The organism is Fibrobacter sp. UBA4309 (assembly GCF_002395745.1).
Lineage (GTDB): Bacteria > Fibrobacterota > Fibrobacteria > Fibrobacterales > Fibrobacteraceae > Fibrobacter.
On the sequence record NZ_DGUN01000027.1, the window covers coordinates 78,859 to 97,327 of the forward strand.

The window sequence follows — 18,469 nt, forward strand, 5'->3', positions numbered from 1 at the left end:
TTATTCCCAGGGAAGGGTCCCGAAGGCGGTTATCCAGTAGCCGATTGTCGTGACTATGGCGAAAGCGCCCATGCGCGTGCGTTCCTTGTAGCTGGTGCTGAACAGGACCGTCGCCGTGTAGAAGGTCATGTAGAGGGCAAAGAAAAAGGCGAGGATGCGGAGAATTTCGACGGGCAAGAAACAGGGGATGACGGTCCCGGCGGTGAGCAGTACCGTAAGGGCGATGAACTGCATGATAATCGGCATTACGAATGCCTTGCGGACTTCTTTCGGGACGACGGTGTGTCGTCCGTTCATGGCATAAGCTCCGAGGGGAGCGCCACAGGCGAGGGCGATGTTCAAAATGATGGAAGGCATAAAACTGATTGCCGCTATGATGGAGACGATAAGCATGGCTGTAAAGATACAAAAAGCCCCTTCGGGTAAAGGAGGTAACCGGAAGGGGCTAGGGAGTGTTTGGGTATGCCATTAAGATACAAACTTGTCTTGACAAAAGTCCATGTGCTGGTGTAATTCCTGTATACTCGGGTATACAGCGGTAACCACCGGGAAAAAGAAAAAGCATCAAAAAGCGCAAATTTCCGCAATCGGTTGCTAAAAGAGCCATTTCACGGCTATGCTTCCGCGTGTCGGGCGTAACGATTTGTTTACGTTTTTCTGAAAAGTCGTCGTGACGGAAAGGTTCAGGAACCCCGCGGCGAAGTGGGCTTCGTTCTGTAACTGCATCCGTTTCGACGGCCTTGCGTCCGGCGCGACGAGGATGAGCTTCGCGTAGTTCCTTGGCGAGTCCCTGTAGCGCAGGAACGTCTCGATACGCGGCGGCCCGGGGCCGTCCCTTCTTGAATACCTCTCTCTCGCGGATGTCCCTGCCGTCCAGTTGTCGGAAAAGCTGGATTGAACGCTTCCCTTCCAGTCGCTTTTTTCACAGTCGTCCCGCAGTTCGATACATGTCGCTGAAAAGCCTCCCCGGAATATTTCCGGTCCGCTTTGTAGTGTGGCCTTGAGGCGGGTGGAAACGCTGTCGCCATGGATCGGGTTGATGATTCTCGTGTTGAATTCGAATTTTGTGTTGTATATTTCGTGTGCCGTGAACCCGACAGTCTGCGCACCCCACAGGCGGCTTTGGCGGATGGTGGAACTCAGCCGGGCCATCGCTGGTATGGAGTCTCCGTGAATGTAGGCGGTTGTGCTCCAGGCGAATGCGATAGGCTCGTTTTTTGATTGTCGTTTTCGGTGTCGCAGTTCTATCTTGGCGAGCGGGGCGTCCTGATCTTTCTGGTACCACACGCTGGCTTTGCCAAAACCGAAATCGGCCTGTAATGAGGCGGAGCGGAATTCGTCATGGCGTTCCCTGCGGGCGTCCCAGTAGGTGGCGGTTATGGAAGCCTGTTTGCCGAACACGTATCCGAGCCCGGCGCGGGCGATGGTGGACGTATCCAGTGAAGCCGAAATTCGGAAGTTGCCGATGGGATAGAGCAGGGTCGTACCCCAAAGCGTGTCGAGCGGAATATGGCTATGGAGTTCGTTTGTAGAAAAATCCCCGAAGTGCGCTTCGCTATCGCCGTTCTTGTACGAAAGAGTCCTTTGCGAACCGAGCCTAAGAGTGTAGCGGTAGAACGATAGGTGCAGTTCTTCCCTGTGGCTTTCCAGGTTGCCGGAAGAATCGAGCCTGGCCTTGACGAGCAGGTATCCTGTGGGTTTCAGGGAAGGCCGTTTCGGTTCTTTCTGTTTTGGGGACTTGACTTTTTTCGGCGGGGCGTCTTCGCAGGGCTCCTGTGCGTAGACTTCTGCCAGCAGGCACGCTTCGCCGGTGTTGCCTTCGTCCAGTAGCAGCAGGATCTCGTCCGCTTCTTCGGGCGTGATGATGCCTGCATCCCACCAGTCGAATACCTGGGCGTCGGTCACGGCCGCCTGCGATATCCCCAGGAACAGCCCGAGTATGGAAATCTTGAAAAAAATCCGGTCCATACCTTATAGACGGAATTTTTCGGGAAGACGTGCCGTACGACAACTTTTTTATCTTTGGGTACATGAATCCGAACTGGTCGAAAAAAGCGCCAAGTCGACAGCCATCTCGCGGAGCCAATGCCGTGGGCAGGGACTTTGTGCCGCATCTCAAGGCTCCCCGTACCGAATTTCCGCTGTTCGGCGGAAAACGTGTTACGCCTTCTCTTGCCGGTCTAGACAAGCTGCTGCACTATTACGGCGTGGAACTCCAGGAAAAGACGCTCAAGCAGATTTGGGAATTCCACCAGCTTCTGCGCGCGAATAACGACGACCAGGACCTTACGCGCCTGAATGCTTTCGAGACGATGGTGGAGCGCCACTACGCCGACTGTACGCTTATCAATGCCTACGTCCCACAGTGGCCCGCCCGCATGATAGACGTTGGGAGCGGCGCCGGGTTCCCGGGAATCCCGCTCAAGCTCGTGAATCCGCAGATTCGCCTTACTTTGTGCGAACCGCGCCCGAACCGCATCAATTTCTTGAACATGGTTATCGAGAAGATGGGCCTGAAGGGTATAGATGTCTTTGGTCACAAGGTCACGAGCAGGAGCATGACGATTCCTGTAGACGGCGTCATCAGCCGCGCCTTCGAACTCATGGAAAAGACGTTGCCGCGCCTGGCCAATTCGCTCAAGGTGGGCGGCCGAGTGTTCTTCATGAAGGGTCCTGCCGTTGCCGACGAACTAAAGACCTTCCATCCCGAAGATTTCGGGTACAAGTTCGCGGGCAAGCATTTCTACACCATCCCGAACAGCACGCAGGAACGCGCGCTGATTATTTTGGAAAGAGTGGAATAGGGATGTGGGATGTCATCCTTGGCCTGTCATCCTCCTCGCTTCACTCGGAGGATGACTCGGTAATCGCGGCGTAGCCGCTAGAACTTGAACAGCATGCCGAAGCGCATCTGGCCGTCACGTACGCCGTCGTGATCACCCACGTCCTTGATGGTCGCGAAGTCGAACTGCAGCACGTCGCTGAGCATAAAACCGAAACCGAAGTCCACTTCGTTACGCTTGCCGGTATCGTCGTAGAGGTAGCCGAGGCGAAGTGCGATGGTGTTCGAATAGATGAATTCCGTACCGACATTGAACACGCCCTGCATCAGGGAGTTCTTTGCCGCGGTCAGTCCGTCACCTTCGCGTTCCGGATTCACGATGGATTTCCAGCATGCGATGTAGAACGGTTCAGGGTCGCCCTTGTCGTCGTCGTAAACGACTTCTCGGTTGTAGTCGGCGGCGATAATCCACTTGTAGTCGGCGAGGCTCAGCAGCTCGTAAGAAAGGCCGAGACGCCAGGTCAATGGAATCGGGTCTTCGATCGTCTTGTCCACATAGTAGACGCTCGGACCGATGTTCGCGAGAACGAGTGCGAGGTTCAGCTTGTCGACGATGAGGTTCTTCTTGAGTACGCCGATGTCGAACGCGTAGCCGAATGTTGTCGCTTCTTCTTCGCCGGTTGAGGCTCCGGAACTCAGGTCGGAATAGAAGAACTTGATAGAAAGGCCCAGACCCCAGTCGTTCGGGAACCTTGTGCCGTAGCTGATGCCGCCGACGATTTCGGAACTGTTGTAGGCAACCAGGTCATCGGCGTCCACATCGCCCGAAACGACGGTAGAACCGAAGCTGACGAAGTTCACGGAGAATCCGATGGTGCCCCAGTCGTTCAGCGGAATGGTAAGGCCGCCGTACAGGTGGTAGAGATCGGGAATGTTCAGGATGGGCAGGAGCTTTTCGTAGAATGCCGTAAGCTGGTAGTCGGCGTCCTTGTACTGTTCCATGCCCTTGGAGGTGCTGAACCAGACGTCGTTGCCTTGCGGGAGGACTGCCCAGACCTTGTTGCTACTGAGTCCGTTTCCCGAATGGAAATGCGTCCACTCGTCATCTTTTTTGACGGAACCTTCTTCTTCGGCTGCGCCGCGTTCAAGTTCTGCCTTGCGTCCGCTGGCGGTCGCATAGTCGGGGAGGTGCTTCCACACGCCCTTGTCCGTAGCGATCCAGATGCTGCCGCGCTGGTCGACAGAAATGGAATTGACGGTGTTGTCGGCGAACTGGACCTGTTCCCACTTGCGGAGGGTGAAGTGGCTGAGGCCGCCCTTGTGTGCCGCCCAGATGTGTCCGGAACTGTCTACGGCGAGATCGGTCGCATGCAAGTCCATGATGCCGTCTTCTTCGTTGAACAGGCTCCAGCGGTCCTTGTCGTTTACGCTCTTTTTCGGGACGAGACGCGCGATGCCGGCGCCGTCGGCGGCCACATAGAGCTCCTTGCGGTTTTCGGACCATACAAGCGCGTTGATTTTCTGGCTCGGGAGGACCTTGCCCTTCTGTTCGAACTGGCCGTTGCGGTAGAGGAACAGGCCGTTCTCCGTTCCGATCCACAGGGAAGCGCCCTGGCTTGCGAGCGCGGAGATGCGGTGCACGCCGAGTTCGGATTCGTAACTTTTCCAGCCCTTGCCGTCAAAGCGGAAAAGGCCCTTCGGGGTGCCGACCCAGAGTTTTTCTGTGCGGTCGTCGTACAGGACTGCGGTGACGGTGTCGTTGACCACCAGGTTCCAGGGCATCTTGACTTCGACCACGTGCGATTCGTCATCGGCGTTCTTGATGTCGTTGAATTTTTTCACCTGGCGGGAGTATTCGTCCAGTCCGCGTTCGGTCCCTACATAGACTTTTACGGCGTCGCGCACCTTGGCATTGCCCTGGAGCGTGACGGAGTGGTAGTCCACCCACTGCTCGCCGTCGAATTTCAATATGCCTTCTGCCGTACCTGCCCAGAGTTCGCTCTTGGCGAAGAATCCGTTCTTGGAACGACTGGTCATGCTGGTAAAGAAGGGCGCTTCCTTGGTTTCCTTGGTATAGGATACGCGCCATTCGTCGGCCAGGGGGCCGAAAGCGAGCCCCGCCGGGTTGTAGTACATCGCGGTAGCGTCGTCTGCCAGTGCAGCACCGGCTTCGCCCATGCCCAACTGGCGGGCGCCGACAGGCATTTCCAGGGTGATGATCGCCGAACCGGCTGCAAAAGAAATAGCAGGTGCCAAAAGAAGGGCTGATAATAGGGATTTACGCAAGTTGCCTCCAATCGGGGACGTCGTAGGTGTTCCCGTGGGTGGGGACGACCGCTTTCCATCCGGACTTGCTCGGGTTTTCCCAGGGCTGCTTGGGCAGGAGCCTGCAGTCGCAGCCCAGTACGTACGGGGGCAGGATTTCGGCATGGTTCCGGATCTGTTCGCGGGTGATGAAATTGTCTTCGTTTACGAATTTGCAGTAGTTCTTGCCTTTGGGGCCGATTTCGATGCGGTAGGTGGCTGTCCCGTTCTTGTCGCCTTCGTCAATGGTGCGGATTGTGTTTTCTATGGATTCGTTCCATTGGGCGATCAGATCTTCCCTTTGTTCGGGCGACAGCGGCTGGGTCTCGAGCCAGGACCTGAGGGAGGCCTCGCTGGGCTTTACCGCGGTGATGGATTCGCGTGCAGGGCGCACGACTACGGCGTACTGGCCAGAAACGTCGATTACCGGCTTAATTTCTTCTTTTTCGTCTGCGCTGTGGATGACCACGTAGGCCCCTATGCCCGCGAGGATAATGGACAAAAGAATGATTGCGATGACGATGATGACCGATAGCATAATCTTATCCGTTTTCTGTTAAAAAGACTTTCTCTCTAAAACTAGCATTTTCTATTTTATGGGACAGGAGATTTTATGCCGAAATTAAAGTTTTTTTTAGTGTTGTTGTTTACATGCAGTCTTTGGGCCGTCCCTTTTAAGGTAGATGTGGTAAAAGAGGGTTCTGGCGACGAAATAAGGTCGGGACAGTTGATAAAGGTCCACTACAAGGGCTTTTTGCTTGCAGATTTGCAGGATTCGACCAAGGCCGCCGATTCCACTGCTGTAGTCGACACCGCAAAGGTGGCCGACGCTGGCAAGGCCGCTCCCGCCGCAGATTCCTCCGCAGCTGCAGATTCTGCGCAGGCCGAAACCTCCGGACCGCATCCCTTCGCGAATTCCTACGAAAGCGGTGAACCCCTGGAATTTACGCTTGGCGTGGGCCAGGTGATTCCGGGCTGGGACAAGGGCCTCCAGGGCATGAAGGTGGGCGAGATCCGCAAGATGACCGTGCCCTACCAGATGGCCTATGGCGAAAATTCCCTGGACGGCATTCCTCCGTATTCCGACCTGTATTTCGAAGTGGAACTCGTCAGTGCGGAAAAGCCTATGGAACCGGACAAGTTCCCTGCCGATGTGAACAAGGTAAAATGGAAAGAAGCATCGAAGGGTCTCAAGATTTACGACGAGAAGGTCGGTACGGGCAAACCCTCGGTTCCCGGCGCCATTCTCAAAACCCATTACACGGGCTGGCTCCTGAACGGCCGCAAGTTCGGCAGTTCCAAGGATTTTGGCAAGCCTCTCTCTGTGGTGATGGGCGCAGGCAAGATGATTAAGGGTTGGGAGCAGGGTCTCGAAGGCATGCGCGAAGGCGGTGTCCGCTGGTTCAGGATTTCTCCGTCCATGGGATACGGTGCGACCGCCTATGCGATGATCCCGTCCAACTCCACCTTGATTTTCCGCGTGGAACTGGTTTCTACGGAAATAGACGAAGAGCTCGCCGCGACTATGGATTTCTTCCCGGATACGACGACGCTTGCCTTGGAAAACGGTTCCGAAGGCCTGCGTTACGCGATCGTGAAACCGGGTGAAGGCGAACCCGCCAAGTCAGGTTCTACCGTGAAGGTCCACTACACGGGCTGGCTCGTGAACGGCTACAAGTTCGACAGCTCCCGCGATCGCGGGCAGCCGTTCGCCTTCCCGCTGGGCGGTGGCCGCGTTATCCGCGGTTGGGAACTCGGCGTGCAGGGCATGCTCCCGGGTGAAAAGAGAATCCTGATTGTCCCGCCGGGACTCGGTTACGGAAGCCGTGCCGCGGGCCCCATTCCGGGTGGTTCTACGCTCATCTTTGCAGTGGAGTATCTCGGAGAATAATGTTCAAGATCCTCTTCGAAAAGACCAGGGAGGCATTCGCTTCGGTACTGCCGGTGACGCTTATCGTGCTGTGCCTTTCGTTTACGCCGCTGGTAGATTTTTCGTTGAAGGAACTGGTCGTCTTTGGTGTCTGCGCGGTATTCCTGGTTGCAGGCATCGCGCTCTTCAACCTCGGTGCCGACCTTTCCATGACGCCGATGGGCGAGCATGTGGGTTCGGGCCTTACCAAGTCGCGCAAGCTGCCGCTGCTCGTGTCCGTATGCTTTGTGATGGGTGTGCTCATCACCGTGGCTGAACCCGACCTTTCCGTGCTGGCCGAGCAGGTGAAGAACGCCGTGCAGCCCCTCTTGCTGATTGTGACCATCGGCGTGGGTGTCGGGCTGTTTCTGATCCTTTCCATCATCAAGATAGTCTGGAAAAAGGACCTCTCGTCCATCATCATCTTCTTCTACCTCGTGCTGTTCATGCTGGGCATGCTGATGATTACTGTCGGCAAGGATACGTTTGTTGCGCTCGCCTTTGATTCTGGCGGTGTGACGACCGGCCCCATCACGGTGCCGTTCATCATGGCGTTGGGCGTGGGTGTGGCTGGCGCTATAGGCGGCAAGAACGCCTCGGAGAACAGCTTCGGCTTGATTGCTCTTTGTTCCGTGGGCCCGATTATCGCGCTGATGGGACTTGTCATTGCGTCGAAGGGGACGATGACATACGAACTTTCGAAGGCGAGTTACTCGATTGACGCAAGTCTCGGTGCGAACTTTATCCCGACGGTGCTGAACGTCGCCCGGGAAGTCCTTGTTGCGCTCGGGCTTATCGTCGTCTTTTTCATGGCGCTCCAGATTATTGCGCTCAGGCTGTCCAAGGCGAAACTGGCGCAGATGGCTTTCGGGCTGTGCTATACTTTTGTCGGACTCGTAGTTTTCCTTACGGCGGTGACGGTAGGCTTTATGCCTGTCGGATTCCAGCTGGGGACTGCGCTTGCTGCGATGCCCAAGGCGCTTGTGGTTTCGGGCTTTGTCATCGGCATGGTGGTCGTGTTGGCGGAGCCCGCGGTGCACGTGCTGAACAAACAGGTCGAGGTGATTACCGGCGGTCTCGTGACCAAGCGCTCCATGTTGATTGCTCTTTCGGTGGGTGTGGGAATTTCCATCGGACTTTCGATGATCCGCATTATCGTCGGGTTCCCCATCATCTATTACCTGATTCCCGGTTATTTCCTTTCGCTCGGCCTTTCGTTCTTTGTTCCCAAGCTCTATACCGCTATTGCGTTTGACTCCGGTGGAGTCGCGAGCGGTCCGCTTACATCCAGCTTTATTTTGCCCATGGCTATCGGGGCGTGCTCCGTTATCCATGACGGCGGTGATTCCATTTTGAGCTACGCCTTCGGTATCGTCGCGATGGTCGCCATGACTCCGCTCATTACCATCCAGGTTCTTGGCTTTAGGGCTGTCGTCGCGCGGGCGCTGCGCAACCGCAAGATGATGCGCCGCATCCAGGATGCCGACGATGAACAGATTATTGACTTTGTGTAGGGTATGAGAATGGCAGAAACGAAGAAGACAAGTTCCAGACGCCTCGGCCGCACGCCGGATGGTCACTCCCGCGTTTCGATGAATCGCCTCAAGATTCTCGTGACGACGGTGAACCGCGCCAAGGCCGACTTTTACATGGACCACATCCAGTCCTTCGGCGTGAACATGCAGATGGTCTTTTTCGGCAAGGGAACGGCTCCGCAAGAAATCCTTGCCGCCATGGGCCTCGCCGATTCCGACCGTGCCGTAATCTTCAGTGTCATTGGCGAAGACCGCTTACCTGCCGCCCTTGAAAGCCTTGAAGAAAAATTCAGGACTATCGCCGGCGGCAAGGGAATCGCTTACACGGTTCCCCTGAAAAGCATTATCGGGAAATCCATATTCAACTTCTTGAGCGACAATCGTTCGTAGTTAGGGAGGGGCGAAAAATGAGTACAAGCAATCACGAACTGATCATGTGCATCGTGAATACGGGCTTCTCCGAAACGGTGATGGAAGCGGCCAAGGATGCGGGCGCCCGCGGTGGCACCATTTTGAACGGCCGCGGTACCGCGAACAAGGAAGCGGAATCGTTCTTCCATATCGCAATCCAGCCGGAAAAAGAAGTTGTGATGATCCTCGTGGATTCTAAAATCAAGGATGCCGTGTTGCATGCGCTTTACCAGAAGGCCGGCCTCGACACGATGGGCCAGGGCATCGCCTTCTCGCTCCCCGTAGATGAAGTTGTCGGTCTCACACCGTGGAAGGCGGAAGAGAAAGACGGCAAGGTTTCCGCTCAATCCTCTACTGCCAAGAACGGTTAAATATGAACATTCTCGTCTATTTCCTCTTCGCCCTTTCGGGTTTCGCGGGACTCATCTACGAAGGTTCCTGGGCCCGTTACCTCAAATTGTTCCTGGGCCACGCCAGCTACGGGCAGGTGCTCACGCTCTGCATCTACATGGGCGGCCTTGCTATCGGCAGCTTTGTCGCGGGCAAGATGGTCGAGAAGGTGAAGAGGCCGCTGCTCGGTTACGCGGCAGTGGAATTGGCTATCGGTATAGGCGGGTTGATCTATCACCCGCTTTATAATTTGCTCACCGGGTTCTTCTTCGACAGTGACTTTGTCGCGGGGCTAGGCTTCACTGGCGCCGAGATTGCAAAGATTGTGCTTGCGACTGGTTCTACGCTCCCTATCGCGATTGCGGTGGGCATGACGTTCCCGTTTATCGCGGCGGGGCTCATGCGCAAAAGCGGTGCCGAAGTCTCGCTCCCGATGCTCTACTTCACGAACAGCCTCGGTTCGGCGATAGGCATCCTGGTCACGAGCTATACGCTCATTCCCGTGTTCGGTAACCATGCTACTCTTTGCGTTGCCGCCTCCATCAACTTCCTGCTCGCGACCATCTTCGGCGTTATCGGGTTCATGACATCCCCGACCAAGGAAGAAGATTCTGCGGATGCCTCGCAGGAATCCGGAAACACCGAAACCGACTACGTGGCCGAACACAAGCTCCCGATGCCGCCCAAGAGCACCTGGCTCTGGATTGCGGCCATCACGGGCCTCACCTCGTTCATTTACGAAGTCGTCTGGATCCGCCTGCTTTCGCTGTTGATGGGCTCGTCGAGCCACAGCTTCGACCAGATGCTTTCCGCCTTTATCTTGGGACTTTCCATCGGTAGCGCCGTGAGCGGCAGGCTCCTCAAGAAGGACTCCCTCGTAGTGCTTTCGCTCGCGCAGATTTTCATGGCGTTCTTCGCGCTGTGCACGCTCTACTTCCACCAGCCCTTCTGGGGCATGATGAACGAGTCGAACCAGATTTTCAACGCGACATCCGACGGCTACATCTGCTGGAGCTTCTTCAAGTATGCGCTGTCGGTGCTGTGGATGGTGCCGACGAGCTTCTTTGCGGGCATGACGCTCCCGCTCATTACGCTCATCCTCACGCGCGCCTTCAAGAGCGAAGCGCCCATCGGCAAGGTGTACGGCTGGAACACGCTCGGCTCCATCCTGGGTTCTGCGGGTGGCGGCCTTTTGTTGCTCCCGTACCTGCAGCTCAAGGGCTCTCTGGTTTTCGCTGCCTACCTCGACTTCGCGATTGGCTTTGTGCTCCTGTTTATCTACCGCAAGCGTTTCCGCCATAACGTGATGTTCTACGTCATCGGCGGCATAATGGTGCTCCCCGCGCTGTTCATGAACTTCGACCCGTCGCTCGTTACGTCGGGTGCGTTCCGCGCCTACAAGAACCTGCACCCCGACGAAAAGATAATCGTCCGCGACGGCAAGACGGCTACCATCAGTTTCCACGAATCCGACGTGCACTGGTACATCAAGACGAACGGCAAGGCCGACGCGAGCATGAGCAAGGACCGCAACCACCCCATCGAAGGTGACGAACTGACCCAGGCGGCGACGGCCTTCATGCCGATGGCCGTGCTCTCGAAGCCCTACGATGCCGGCATGGTGGGCTTCGGCAGTGGCATGGGCGCACACTACCTGCTTTCCGACCCGCTGCTCCGCGACTTTGACTGCGTGGAAATCGAAGACGAGATGATGAACCTCGCGAAGGGATTCTACCCGTGGAACGCTCGCGGCTACGATGACCCGCGCATCCACATCTACATCGACGACGCCCAGACGTTCTTCCTCACCAACCGCCGCAAGTACGACATGCTCATCAGCGTGCCCTCTAACCCGTGGGTGAGCGGTGTGGCGAGCCTCTTCAGCCATGAGTTCTACGCGAAGATGCGCCGGTACATGAAACCGGGTGGACTCTGGGTGCAGTGGATCCAGACGTACGAATTCAACGACCAGCTCTTCTTGAACATCTTGAAGGCGCTCGACGTGACGTTCCCGTACGTGAGCCTGTACAAGGCCCCCGAGGAACCGGACATTATCATTATCGCGAGCGACCAGCCTGTCATCCAGAAGTCCATCGGCCGCTTCAGCACGGACCCGGCACTCGTGAAGGAATTTGAACGCATCCATCGCGATCCCGAATTCTTCGGCGAACGGAACTTCCTGTTCACCTCGAAGATGGTCCGCAACATGATGAAGAACATCGACCCGAACAGCATCTTCACGCCGATGGTCGACAACAAGGCCGAAGAGGCCCGCTTTGTCCATTCGGAGGCGCACATCGTCCAGGTGTTCGACTCCTGTGAAATCTGCTGGCCCGAATACCTGGATTCCGCCGACTACGCCCTGCGCCGCCCCGCCAAGGTCAAGGCCATGATGGAAGCGATGGCCGGCGATTCCTACCGCAAGCTCGGCATCGAGGCCTACCTCGCGAAGGTGGATACCCCGGTCGTGGAACGTTCCCCGGAATGGAAGAAGTTCCGCGAGGAATACATCGAGTGGGTCCGTGGCGTGCCGATGGAAGCCCGCGACACGAACGCCGTGTACATGAAGGTCCGCGACCTCGTGAACGCGGGAATGTTCCCGGCCTCGTTCGTGGACGAGTTCAACATCCTCGAAGTCGCCCGCACCAAGAATTACGCTGTCGCGGCCAAGCTTGTCGCCGACTTCTACGAAAAGTACGAAGTCAAGGACATGGACGAGTTCTTCCTGCGTAACGCGATCCTCATCGCGCTGCTCGCACAGGAGCCGGAACTGGCCGATGTGCTGTACAAGGAAGCCATCCGCCCGCACGAAAGCTTCTTCAAGGTGGAAAAACTCCTGATATCAAAAGAAATCCCGCAGCTCCGTCGGAAGCTTGCGGGAATGCGTGAAAAATAAACTGCTGGATTAGAACAGGTAGGTGACGCCCGCCATCGTGTAGAACGAAAGCAGGTTGGCCTTCTGGAAACGGCCTTCGGGAACGAGGGCCTTGTTCAATATGTTCGTAAAGCTCTGTACCACGCGGATGTCGACGTTGATGTAGCGCGTCAACAGGAAACCGAGGTCGAATACTCCGCCCACTTCCACGCTGGAGGTCACGAGAGCGTTGTTGTCGGTCACCGTGTTGCTGCCGTCGAAATTCTGGTTGTATTCGGAACTTCCGGTAAGTTTGAGGCTCAGGTTGACGCCGAGTCCGGTAAAGAATCCCATATCTTCGAACGTATAACGCACGATGAGCGGGATTTCGAAGACCATCATGTCGATGGTGGCGTCGTCGGTACCAAAATCGGTATCCGTCTCAAAGTCGTAATGGCGGTAGTTGAAGTCCAGTTCCGGGACGATGCTCAGGTTCTTGATGCCGAGGGGCATCTTTACCATGATGCCGCCACCAGCGATAAAGCCGATGCCCCAGTCTTCGGCCTTGCCGCCGAAGAAGGTGTTGATGCCGCCATGGACGCGTGCGCCCAACTGAATGACTCGTGCAAATCCTTCCGTACGCAGACGGTTGATTTCTGCCTTGGATGTCTGCTCGTTCTTGTAGCGGGCATATGCGGCAGCGTATTCTTCGTCGTTGGCGAACTCGTCGTCGGTCGAACCGGTGTAGGTGTCGTCCGAGGATTTGCTTGCCGCACTGACGGCATTGTCGTCCTTGTCGAAATCGTCAAATTCGTCGGCATGTGCCGAAAGGGCGAATGCGAGAACCGCAGAGGAAAGGATGCTGAGTGCTCTTGATTTCATATATTCTAATTATAATAAATGAAGGGGCGTTTTTGCACTCCTAAAAATATATACCCGTGTAAAAATGGTGTAGAAAAAAAAATTTACCAAAATGGGAAATTACCGAAAAATCGCCATTTTGGAAAAAAAGCCAATTAGAGATGGAACGAAATGCCCAATGTTGTATGGAATGTGAACAGTTTCGAGTCCATAATCTCGGTTTCGGCGACGGCCTTGTCGTTGACCAGGTTGATCAGGTATTGGACCACTCGGATGTCCGCGGAGAAATGGGAATTGAACGCGTAACCGATGTCGAAAGCGCCGCCTATCAGCACGCCCGTAGTCGGCAGGGTGTTTTTACGCTTGTCCTTCTCGATTTTCTTGCCGGTGTCGATTTTCTGCTTGTATTCCGACTTGCTCGAAAGCTTCAGGCCGAGGTCGAAGCCGAGGCCGACAAAGATGCCCTCGTTGTCGGGAGCGTACAGGATTATGACCGGGATTTCGAAGAGCATCTGCTTGATGGTGGCCTCGTCTTCGCTGTAGCTTGATTCGGATTCGAAGTTGAAGACGCGGTAGTCAAAGTCCAGTTCGGGGTAAAGCGTCAGCGAACGGGAGAAAAACGGCATCTTGGCGAAAATGCCTGCACTGCCTTCGTAGCCGAGCTTCCAGTCGCCGGCCTTTTTCCCGAAAATCATGTTCATGCCGCCTGCGGCGCGGAATCCGAGGGTGATTTTCCTGGAGAAGCCCTCCTTGCGGGCGCGGTACTGTTCCGCATTTTCTTGCAGGTAGCGGTCATAGGTGTCGTCGTCTTCCTTGCATTCGGCGAGCAGAGTGTCGGCCGGGGTGCAGTCTTCATATTCACTGGAATCGGCTTTTGCCAGCTTCGAGGAGTCTCCGGCCGCGGCGGTGCTGTCGCCCGCGGCATTGTTTTCGCCTGCGGAAGCCTGTTGGCTGTCGGCTTCTTGAGGGGCACTTGCGGGGGCGGTCTCCGTACCGTCGCATCCGTCGCCTATGCAGGCGGCGTTCGGTTCGTCGTTGCCGCTGTTCAGTTCCGTGCTGCCTCCGTTCTGGGCGGCAATCCATGCGGAATCGGTATCTGCCTCGTAACTATCCTGGGCGAAGGCGCAGGATGCCGAAATGGCCAAAGCGGACAGGAAATAAAATATTCTGGAACGTTCCATATCTCTAATTATAACAAAAGCGGGGCAAAAACGGATAGGGAAAACTTCCTGATTGCCGTTTTTTACCGATTTTGGCCATCAAAATGGGTCAAAGTCCGCCTTTGCTTGCTTTTTCTTATATAAATCGTATTATGTGTCCTTTTACGAACAAGATTGTTATATTACATGAAAAAGGGGGGCCTATGAGAGCCTTGTATCGTTTTTCTGGAATCGCGGCAGTCGCTTTTGCCGCTTCTGTGGCACTTGTCGCCTGCGACGATTCCTCGTCTGCAAGCGATGACGAAGTGCCGGAATCGTCGGAATCTGTTCCGAAATCATCGGGGGCTGTTCTGGGGTCTTCGGCTTCTATGCCGGAATCTTCGGCAATCCCGGAGTCGTCGACGTTTCCGTCGTCTTCTTCGTCCTTTGAACCAGATTCCGCATCTTGCGAATCTGCGATTGCTTCGGTTTCTCCTTATGAATGTAGCGACTCGTTGCAAACAGATGGTGTATACTATATAAGAAATGGTTATGATAACCAGATGATCGGAATGGGTTGTACTTATAGGTGCAAGGACAACAAATGGTCCTATGTATCCTCTATCCCAGATGGGGCGATAAAATTTTCAACTCTTGATATGTTGTATCAATCAGAAGAAATTGGCATGTTGAGTTTCAAGAAATGTACCACCGAAAACGAAGGCCTTGTCGATTCCGTCTGGTCCGGTAATGCAAAGTATGGTTACATAATGTATTACAGGTGCGAGGCTGGTTCCTGGGTAGAAAGGGAGCAATGGGTTACCTGCGATACGGCTGGGGTTCCAGTGGGGGCTCTCTGCAGGAGGACTGCGAATGTGGGATTCTTCAATCGAGCGCCTTTGACACACGTGTACGTTTATGAAGGTGAAGGCACATGGATGCATTTATTAGGTTTCCGTGCTGTCGGAGATACAAATGTTTATGAGGGCCTTTCCAAAATGACTAAAGAATGTTCCTCCAAAAATAAGTGGGACAAGGAAAAAATCACTTATGGCGTAGATCCGGATGTCATAACATTGTATTACATGTGCGCTGACAGCGGGTGGACGGTTGTTGATGAGGCCGGTTATTACTGCACCACGGAGAAAACAGCTGTTGGAGACACTTGCTCTTTTGAATCGGGAGATAGTACGCTGCATTATATGTATGTGTATGTGGATGGTTTTTATCGGGGCGATTACTACGACATGGAATCCGTTTGGGTGGAATCCAGTGTAGACCCTGAATTCGGCTATTGCCCGCATATTTTTACGGATCCGACGGAACTGACGTATATTCAGAAAGACGGAAAATTTTATTACTGCGATTTTGGTAAATGGGTAACGGCGGGATTTGTTCCGCATCAAGAGACGGACCCGCGTATGGAGGGGCTGACCAACGAGGAATACGACGTACTGGATCTGCCTAAGGAAGCGGAGGTTGGGGACCGTGTCGGAGGCTTGCTGGAGAATTGCTTTGACAATGTGAGAGTGGACTTGGGCGGACCGGATGAATGGTATTCCGAGACGTATGACTACTGCTTGTCGAAAAATTATTACCGGTATCGCGAAAATGGCACCTGGACGTTGGAAACGGAAGAGGAGCAGAAAGCCATTCAGTACTCGGGGCCTCCTGAATGCACTCCTGAATCGGAGGGTATGGAATACAGCTATTTGCCTCTGTCGCGAGATCCGGGAAGAATCTACAAACGAATCGGCGTTCGGTCCGCCACTATAGTAACGTCGCTGAACACTATTGAAGAAACATTTTATTGTGATGACTCCCTTGTGGCGTACATTTTCGGCAGGTCCGAAAAGAAGTAATTTTTAAATGGAGGATTTTATGTCTATTGCGTTGGAAAGAAAAGGGCTGTTAAGCATAGCTGGCCTGGTAGCGTTCGGGCTCACCTTTTCCCTTGTTGCCTGTGACGATTCGTCATCGGCGAGTGGCGATGATGTTCCGGGTTCTTCTGGAAGCGTGCCTGCGGGGATGGAAGGCCTACCCGACGACGTTCTGGCGGTTTATTCCGATTCTCCCTCAATGCGGCGAATTTCGTCCTGAAGGCAGCTGTAACTCTATTACAGGGGCCGATGGAAAGGAGTATCGATTTGAATGCGTAGGAACCAAATGGGAGTATAATCAGGATTGTGAAGAGCCGAAGTGTTTGACGGCCACTTCACGAATAGAGCATCCGGAATGTGAACTTCAGGAATGTAACGCCGAGATTGAGGGCCTTGTTGAACACATGACTCCTGGTTATCATCCCGCTTATCAAAGCAATGTTGAGTACCATCGGTGCGAACAAGGCGAATGGCTCCAAGTGGAAGCCAGTGCCGCCTGTGATACGGCAGGAGTGAGCGTGGGCGATGTATGCGATATGCGTATCGCTTATGCCGGCGCCAAGTCTGGGCATGATTCGTTTAACTGCTACAAGTACTTGGGCGATGGTGCATGGAAAACCATTGCTATTGCCGTTAGGGCTGGCGAAACCTGCTTTGCGGTGCAGGGAGACCTGCCACCTGATATTGCGGGTTGGTATTATTCATTTTATCATGAGGCGGATTGTGACGAGACTTCTGATTTGCCTATTCAATCGGACGATGGAACGTGGTATTTATTGCAATGCGTAGAGGCTAAATGGGAGATTAGTGAGTATCAAGAATGTAACGACGGGAACGATTCCTGCTTAGCAGTACAGGAAGGCGAGTCTGCCCCGTCTGATTCCACGGACGAACAATAAATAGCCGCTCTTTTGCCGCCGGCCCCGCAGCGCGGGGCTTTTTTAGTTTCTATCTTTTACCCCGAAAAATTTAATGAGGCCACGGCGGTTCCGCCGGGGCGTTAGAGGTATAAAGCAATGGCAAAGTACAATCCGCAAGAGATCGAAACCAAGTGGCAGGCCTACTGGGAAGAACATCAGACTTTCAAGACGGGCACCGATAAGTCCAAGCCCAAGTATTACTGCCTGGACATGTTCCCGTACCCGAGTGGCGCAGGCCTCCATGTGGGCCACCCCGAAGGTTACACCGCCACCGACATCATCTGCCGTTACAAGCGCAGCCGCGGTTTCAATGTGTTGCACCCGATGGGTTGGGACGCTTTCGGTCTCCCTGCCGAACAGTACGCTATCCAGACCGGTACGCATCCGGCCATCACGACCAAGAAGAACTGCGACAATTTCCGCCGCCAGATCAAGCGCCTTGGCTTAAGCTACGACTGGAACAAGGAAGTCAACACCACCGACCCGAAGTATTACAAGTGGACGCAGTGGATTTTCAAGCGCCTTTACGGCACCTGGTTCGATGAAGACCAGCAGAAGGGCCGCCCCATCGAAGAACTCCCGATTCCTGCCGATGTCGAGAGCAAGGGTGCTGCCGAAGTCCGCAAGTACAAGGATTCGAAGCGCCTCGCTTACTACGCCGACGCTCAGGTGTGGTGGTGCAAGCACTGCAAGATCGTTTGTGCAAACGAAGAAGTCTTGAATGATGGCAGCCACGAAAAGTGCGGCACCAAGGAAGTGGAACGCCGTAACCTGAAGCAGTGGCTCATGCGCATCCCGCTGTATGGCGACCGCCTGCTGAAGGGCCTCGACAAGCTCGACTGGCCGCAGGGTGTCAAGGACATGCAGAAGAACTGGATTGGCAAGAGCTACGGTGCCGAAGTGGATTTTGCCATTGCCGACGCTGACGGCAAGCCGACCGACCGCAAGCTCCGCGTCTATACGACCCGTTGCGATACGCTGTTTGGTGCTACCTACATGGTCGTCGCCCCGGAACACGCGATGGTCCCGGAACTCACGACCGCCGAACAGAAGGCCGCCGTGGAGGAATACGTGCACGCCGCCGCCTTGAAGAGCGACCTCGACCGTACCGAACTTGCGAAGGAAAAGACCGGCGTGTTCACCGGTAGCTATGCAGTGAACCCGCTCACCGGCACCAAGATTCCGGTGTGGGTTGCCGACTACGTTCTGACTGGCTATGGCACCGGCGCCATCATGGCCGTGCCTGCCCATGACAGCCGCGACTACGCCTTCGCGAAGAAGTTCGGCTTGCCGATCGTCCCGATCATCGAGGGCTGCGATGTCTCCGAGGAGAGTTTCGACGCCAAGGACGGCATCCTTTGCAACTCCGGCTTCCTCAACGGGATGACGGTGAAGCAGGCCATCGAGGCCGCCAAGGATTATGTGGAAGAGAAGGGCCTGGGCCGCCGCAAGACCAACTACCGCCTGCGTGACGCCATCTTCTC

General features: G+C 55.0%; 15 protein-coding genes. 9 read left to right on the forward strand and 6 right to left on the reverse strand.

What is annotated here, in order from left to right; translation table 11 throughout:
• The gene (locus B3M32_RS03155) at positions 1-393 is read right to left on the reverse strand and encodes a hypothetical protein (RefSeq protein ID WP_290743530.1); all 393 of its coding nucleotides are present in this window, start codon (positions 391-393) and stop codon (positions 1-3) included.
• A gap of 201 nt (positions 394-594) precedes the next feature.
• The gene (locus B3M32_RS03160; protein WP_290743531.1) at positions 595-1,968 is read right to left on the reverse strand and encodes a hypothetical protein; all 1,374 of its coding nucleotides are present in this window, start codon (positions 1,966-1,968) and stop codon (positions 595-597) included.
• A gap of 62 nt (positions 1,969-2,030) precedes the next feature.
• Between B3M32_RS03160 and rsmG the strand changes: the two genes are divergently transcribed.
• A complete protein-coding gene (rsmG, locus tag B3M32_RS03165) occupies positions 2,031-2,804 on the forward strand; it encodes a 16S rRNA (guanine(527)-N(7))-methyltransferase RsmG (protein WP_290743532.1) in 774 nt (257 codons plus the stop codon).
• Positions 2,805-2,881: 77 nt separating this feature from the next.
• On the opposite strand, the gene B3M32_RS03170 is transcribed toward rsmG, so the two are convergent.
• Both B3M32_RS03170 and B3M32_RS03175 read right to left on the reverse strand, forming a co-directional pair.
• Positions 2,882-5,038, reverse strand: coding sequence for a PorV/PorQ family protein (locus B3M32_RS03170; RefSeq protein ID WP_290743534.1), 2,157 nt, complete (start codon positions 5,036-5,038; stop codon positions 2,882-2,884).
• A gap of 22 nt (positions 5,039-5,060) precedes the next feature.
• The gene (locus tag B3M32_RS03175; protein ID WP_290743535.1) at positions 5,061-5,624 is read right to left on the reverse strand and encodes a hypothetical protein; all 564 of its coding nucleotides are present in this window, start codon (positions 5,622-5,624) and stop codon (positions 5,061-5,063) included.
• 147 nt (positions 5,625-5,771) lie between these two features.
• Between B3M32_RS03175 and B3M32_RS03180 the strand changes: the two genes are divergently transcribed.
• From B3M32_RS03180 to B3M32_RS03200, 5 genes are read left to right on the forward strand one after another with little or no spacing between them, the layout of a single operon-like run.
• Positions 5,772-6,977, forward strand: a complete 1,206-nt coding sequence (locus B3M32_RS03180) for an FKBP-type peptidyl-prolyl cis-trans isomerase (protein ID WP_290743536.1) — start codon at positions 5,772-5,774, stop codon at positions 6,975-6,977.
• Positions 6,977-8,509, forward strand: a complete 1,533-nt coding sequence (locus tag B3M32_RS03185) for a DUF1538 domain-containing protein (protein WP_290743537.1) — start codon at positions 6,977-6,979, stop codon at positions 8,507-8,509. Before B3M32_RS03180 ends, B3M32_RS03185 begins: the two co-directional genes overlap by 1 nt.
• Positions 8,510-8,518: 9 nt before the next feature.
• Positions 8,519-8,920 carry a hypothetical protein gene (locus B3M32_RS03190; RefSeq protein WP_290743538.1) on the forward strand — a complete coding sequence of 134 codons (402 nt, stop codon included), beginning with the start codon at positions 8,519-8,521 and terminating at the stop codon, positions 8,918-8,920.
• A gap of 17 nt (positions 8,921-8,937) precedes the next feature.
• Positions 8,938-9,312 (forward strand): P-II family nitrogen regulator, encoded by a 375-nt coding sequence (locus B3M32_RS03195; RefSeq protein ID WP_290743539.1) that lies wholly within the window; start codon positions 8,938-8,940, stop codon positions 9,310-9,312.
• A gap of 2 nt (positions 9,313-9,314) precedes the next feature.
• Positions 9,315-12,227 (forward strand): fused MFS/spermidine synthase, encoded by a 2,913-nt coding sequence (locus B3M32_RS03200; protein ID WP_290743541.1) that lies wholly within the window; start codon positions 9,315-9,317, stop codon positions 12,225-12,227.
• Positions 12,228-12,236: 9 nt separating this feature from the next.
• Here the strand turns inward: B3M32_RS03200 and B3M32_RS03205 are convergent, their stop codons facing one another.
• Positions 12,237-13,067: an outer membrane beta-barrel protein gene (locus tag B3M32_RS03205; RefSeq protein ID WP_290743542.1), complete on the reverse strand. Its 831-nt coding sequence runs from the start codon at positions 13,065-13,067 to the stop codon at positions 12,237-12,239.
• 134 nt (positions 13,068-13,201) lie between these two features.
• A complete protein-coding gene (locus tag B3M32_RS03210; protein ID WP_290743543.1) occupies positions 13,202-14,227 on the reverse strand; it encodes an outer membrane beta-barrel protein in 1,026 nt (341 codons plus the stop codon).
• A 182-nt stretch (positions 14,228-14,409) separates the two neighbouring features.
• Here B3M32_RS03210 and B3M32_RS03215 point away from each other — a divergent pair, with 182 nt between their 5' ends.
• The 3 genes from B3M32_RS03215 to B3M32_RS03225 form a co-directional block, all read left to right on the forward strand.
• The gene (locus B3M32_RS03215) at positions 14,410-16,047 is read left to right on the forward strand and encodes a hypothetical protein (protein WP_290743544.1); all 1,638 of its coding nucleotides are present in this window, start codon (positions 14,410-14,412) and stop codon (positions 16,045-16,047) included.
• Positions 16,048-16,175: 128 nt separating this feature from the next.
• Positions 16,176-16,964 carry a hypothetical protein gene (locus tag B3M32_RS03220; RefSeq protein ID WP_290743545.1) on the forward strand — a complete coding sequence of 263 codons (789 nt, stop codon included), beginning with the start codon at positions 16,176-16,178 and terminating at the stop codon, positions 16,962-16,964.
• Positions 16,965-17,081: 117 nt separating this feature from the next.
• A partial coding sequence (locus B3M32_RS03225; RefSeq protein WP_290743547.1) for a class I tRNA ligase family protein occupies positions 17,082-18,469 on the forward strand: 1,388 nt, incomplete at its 3' end.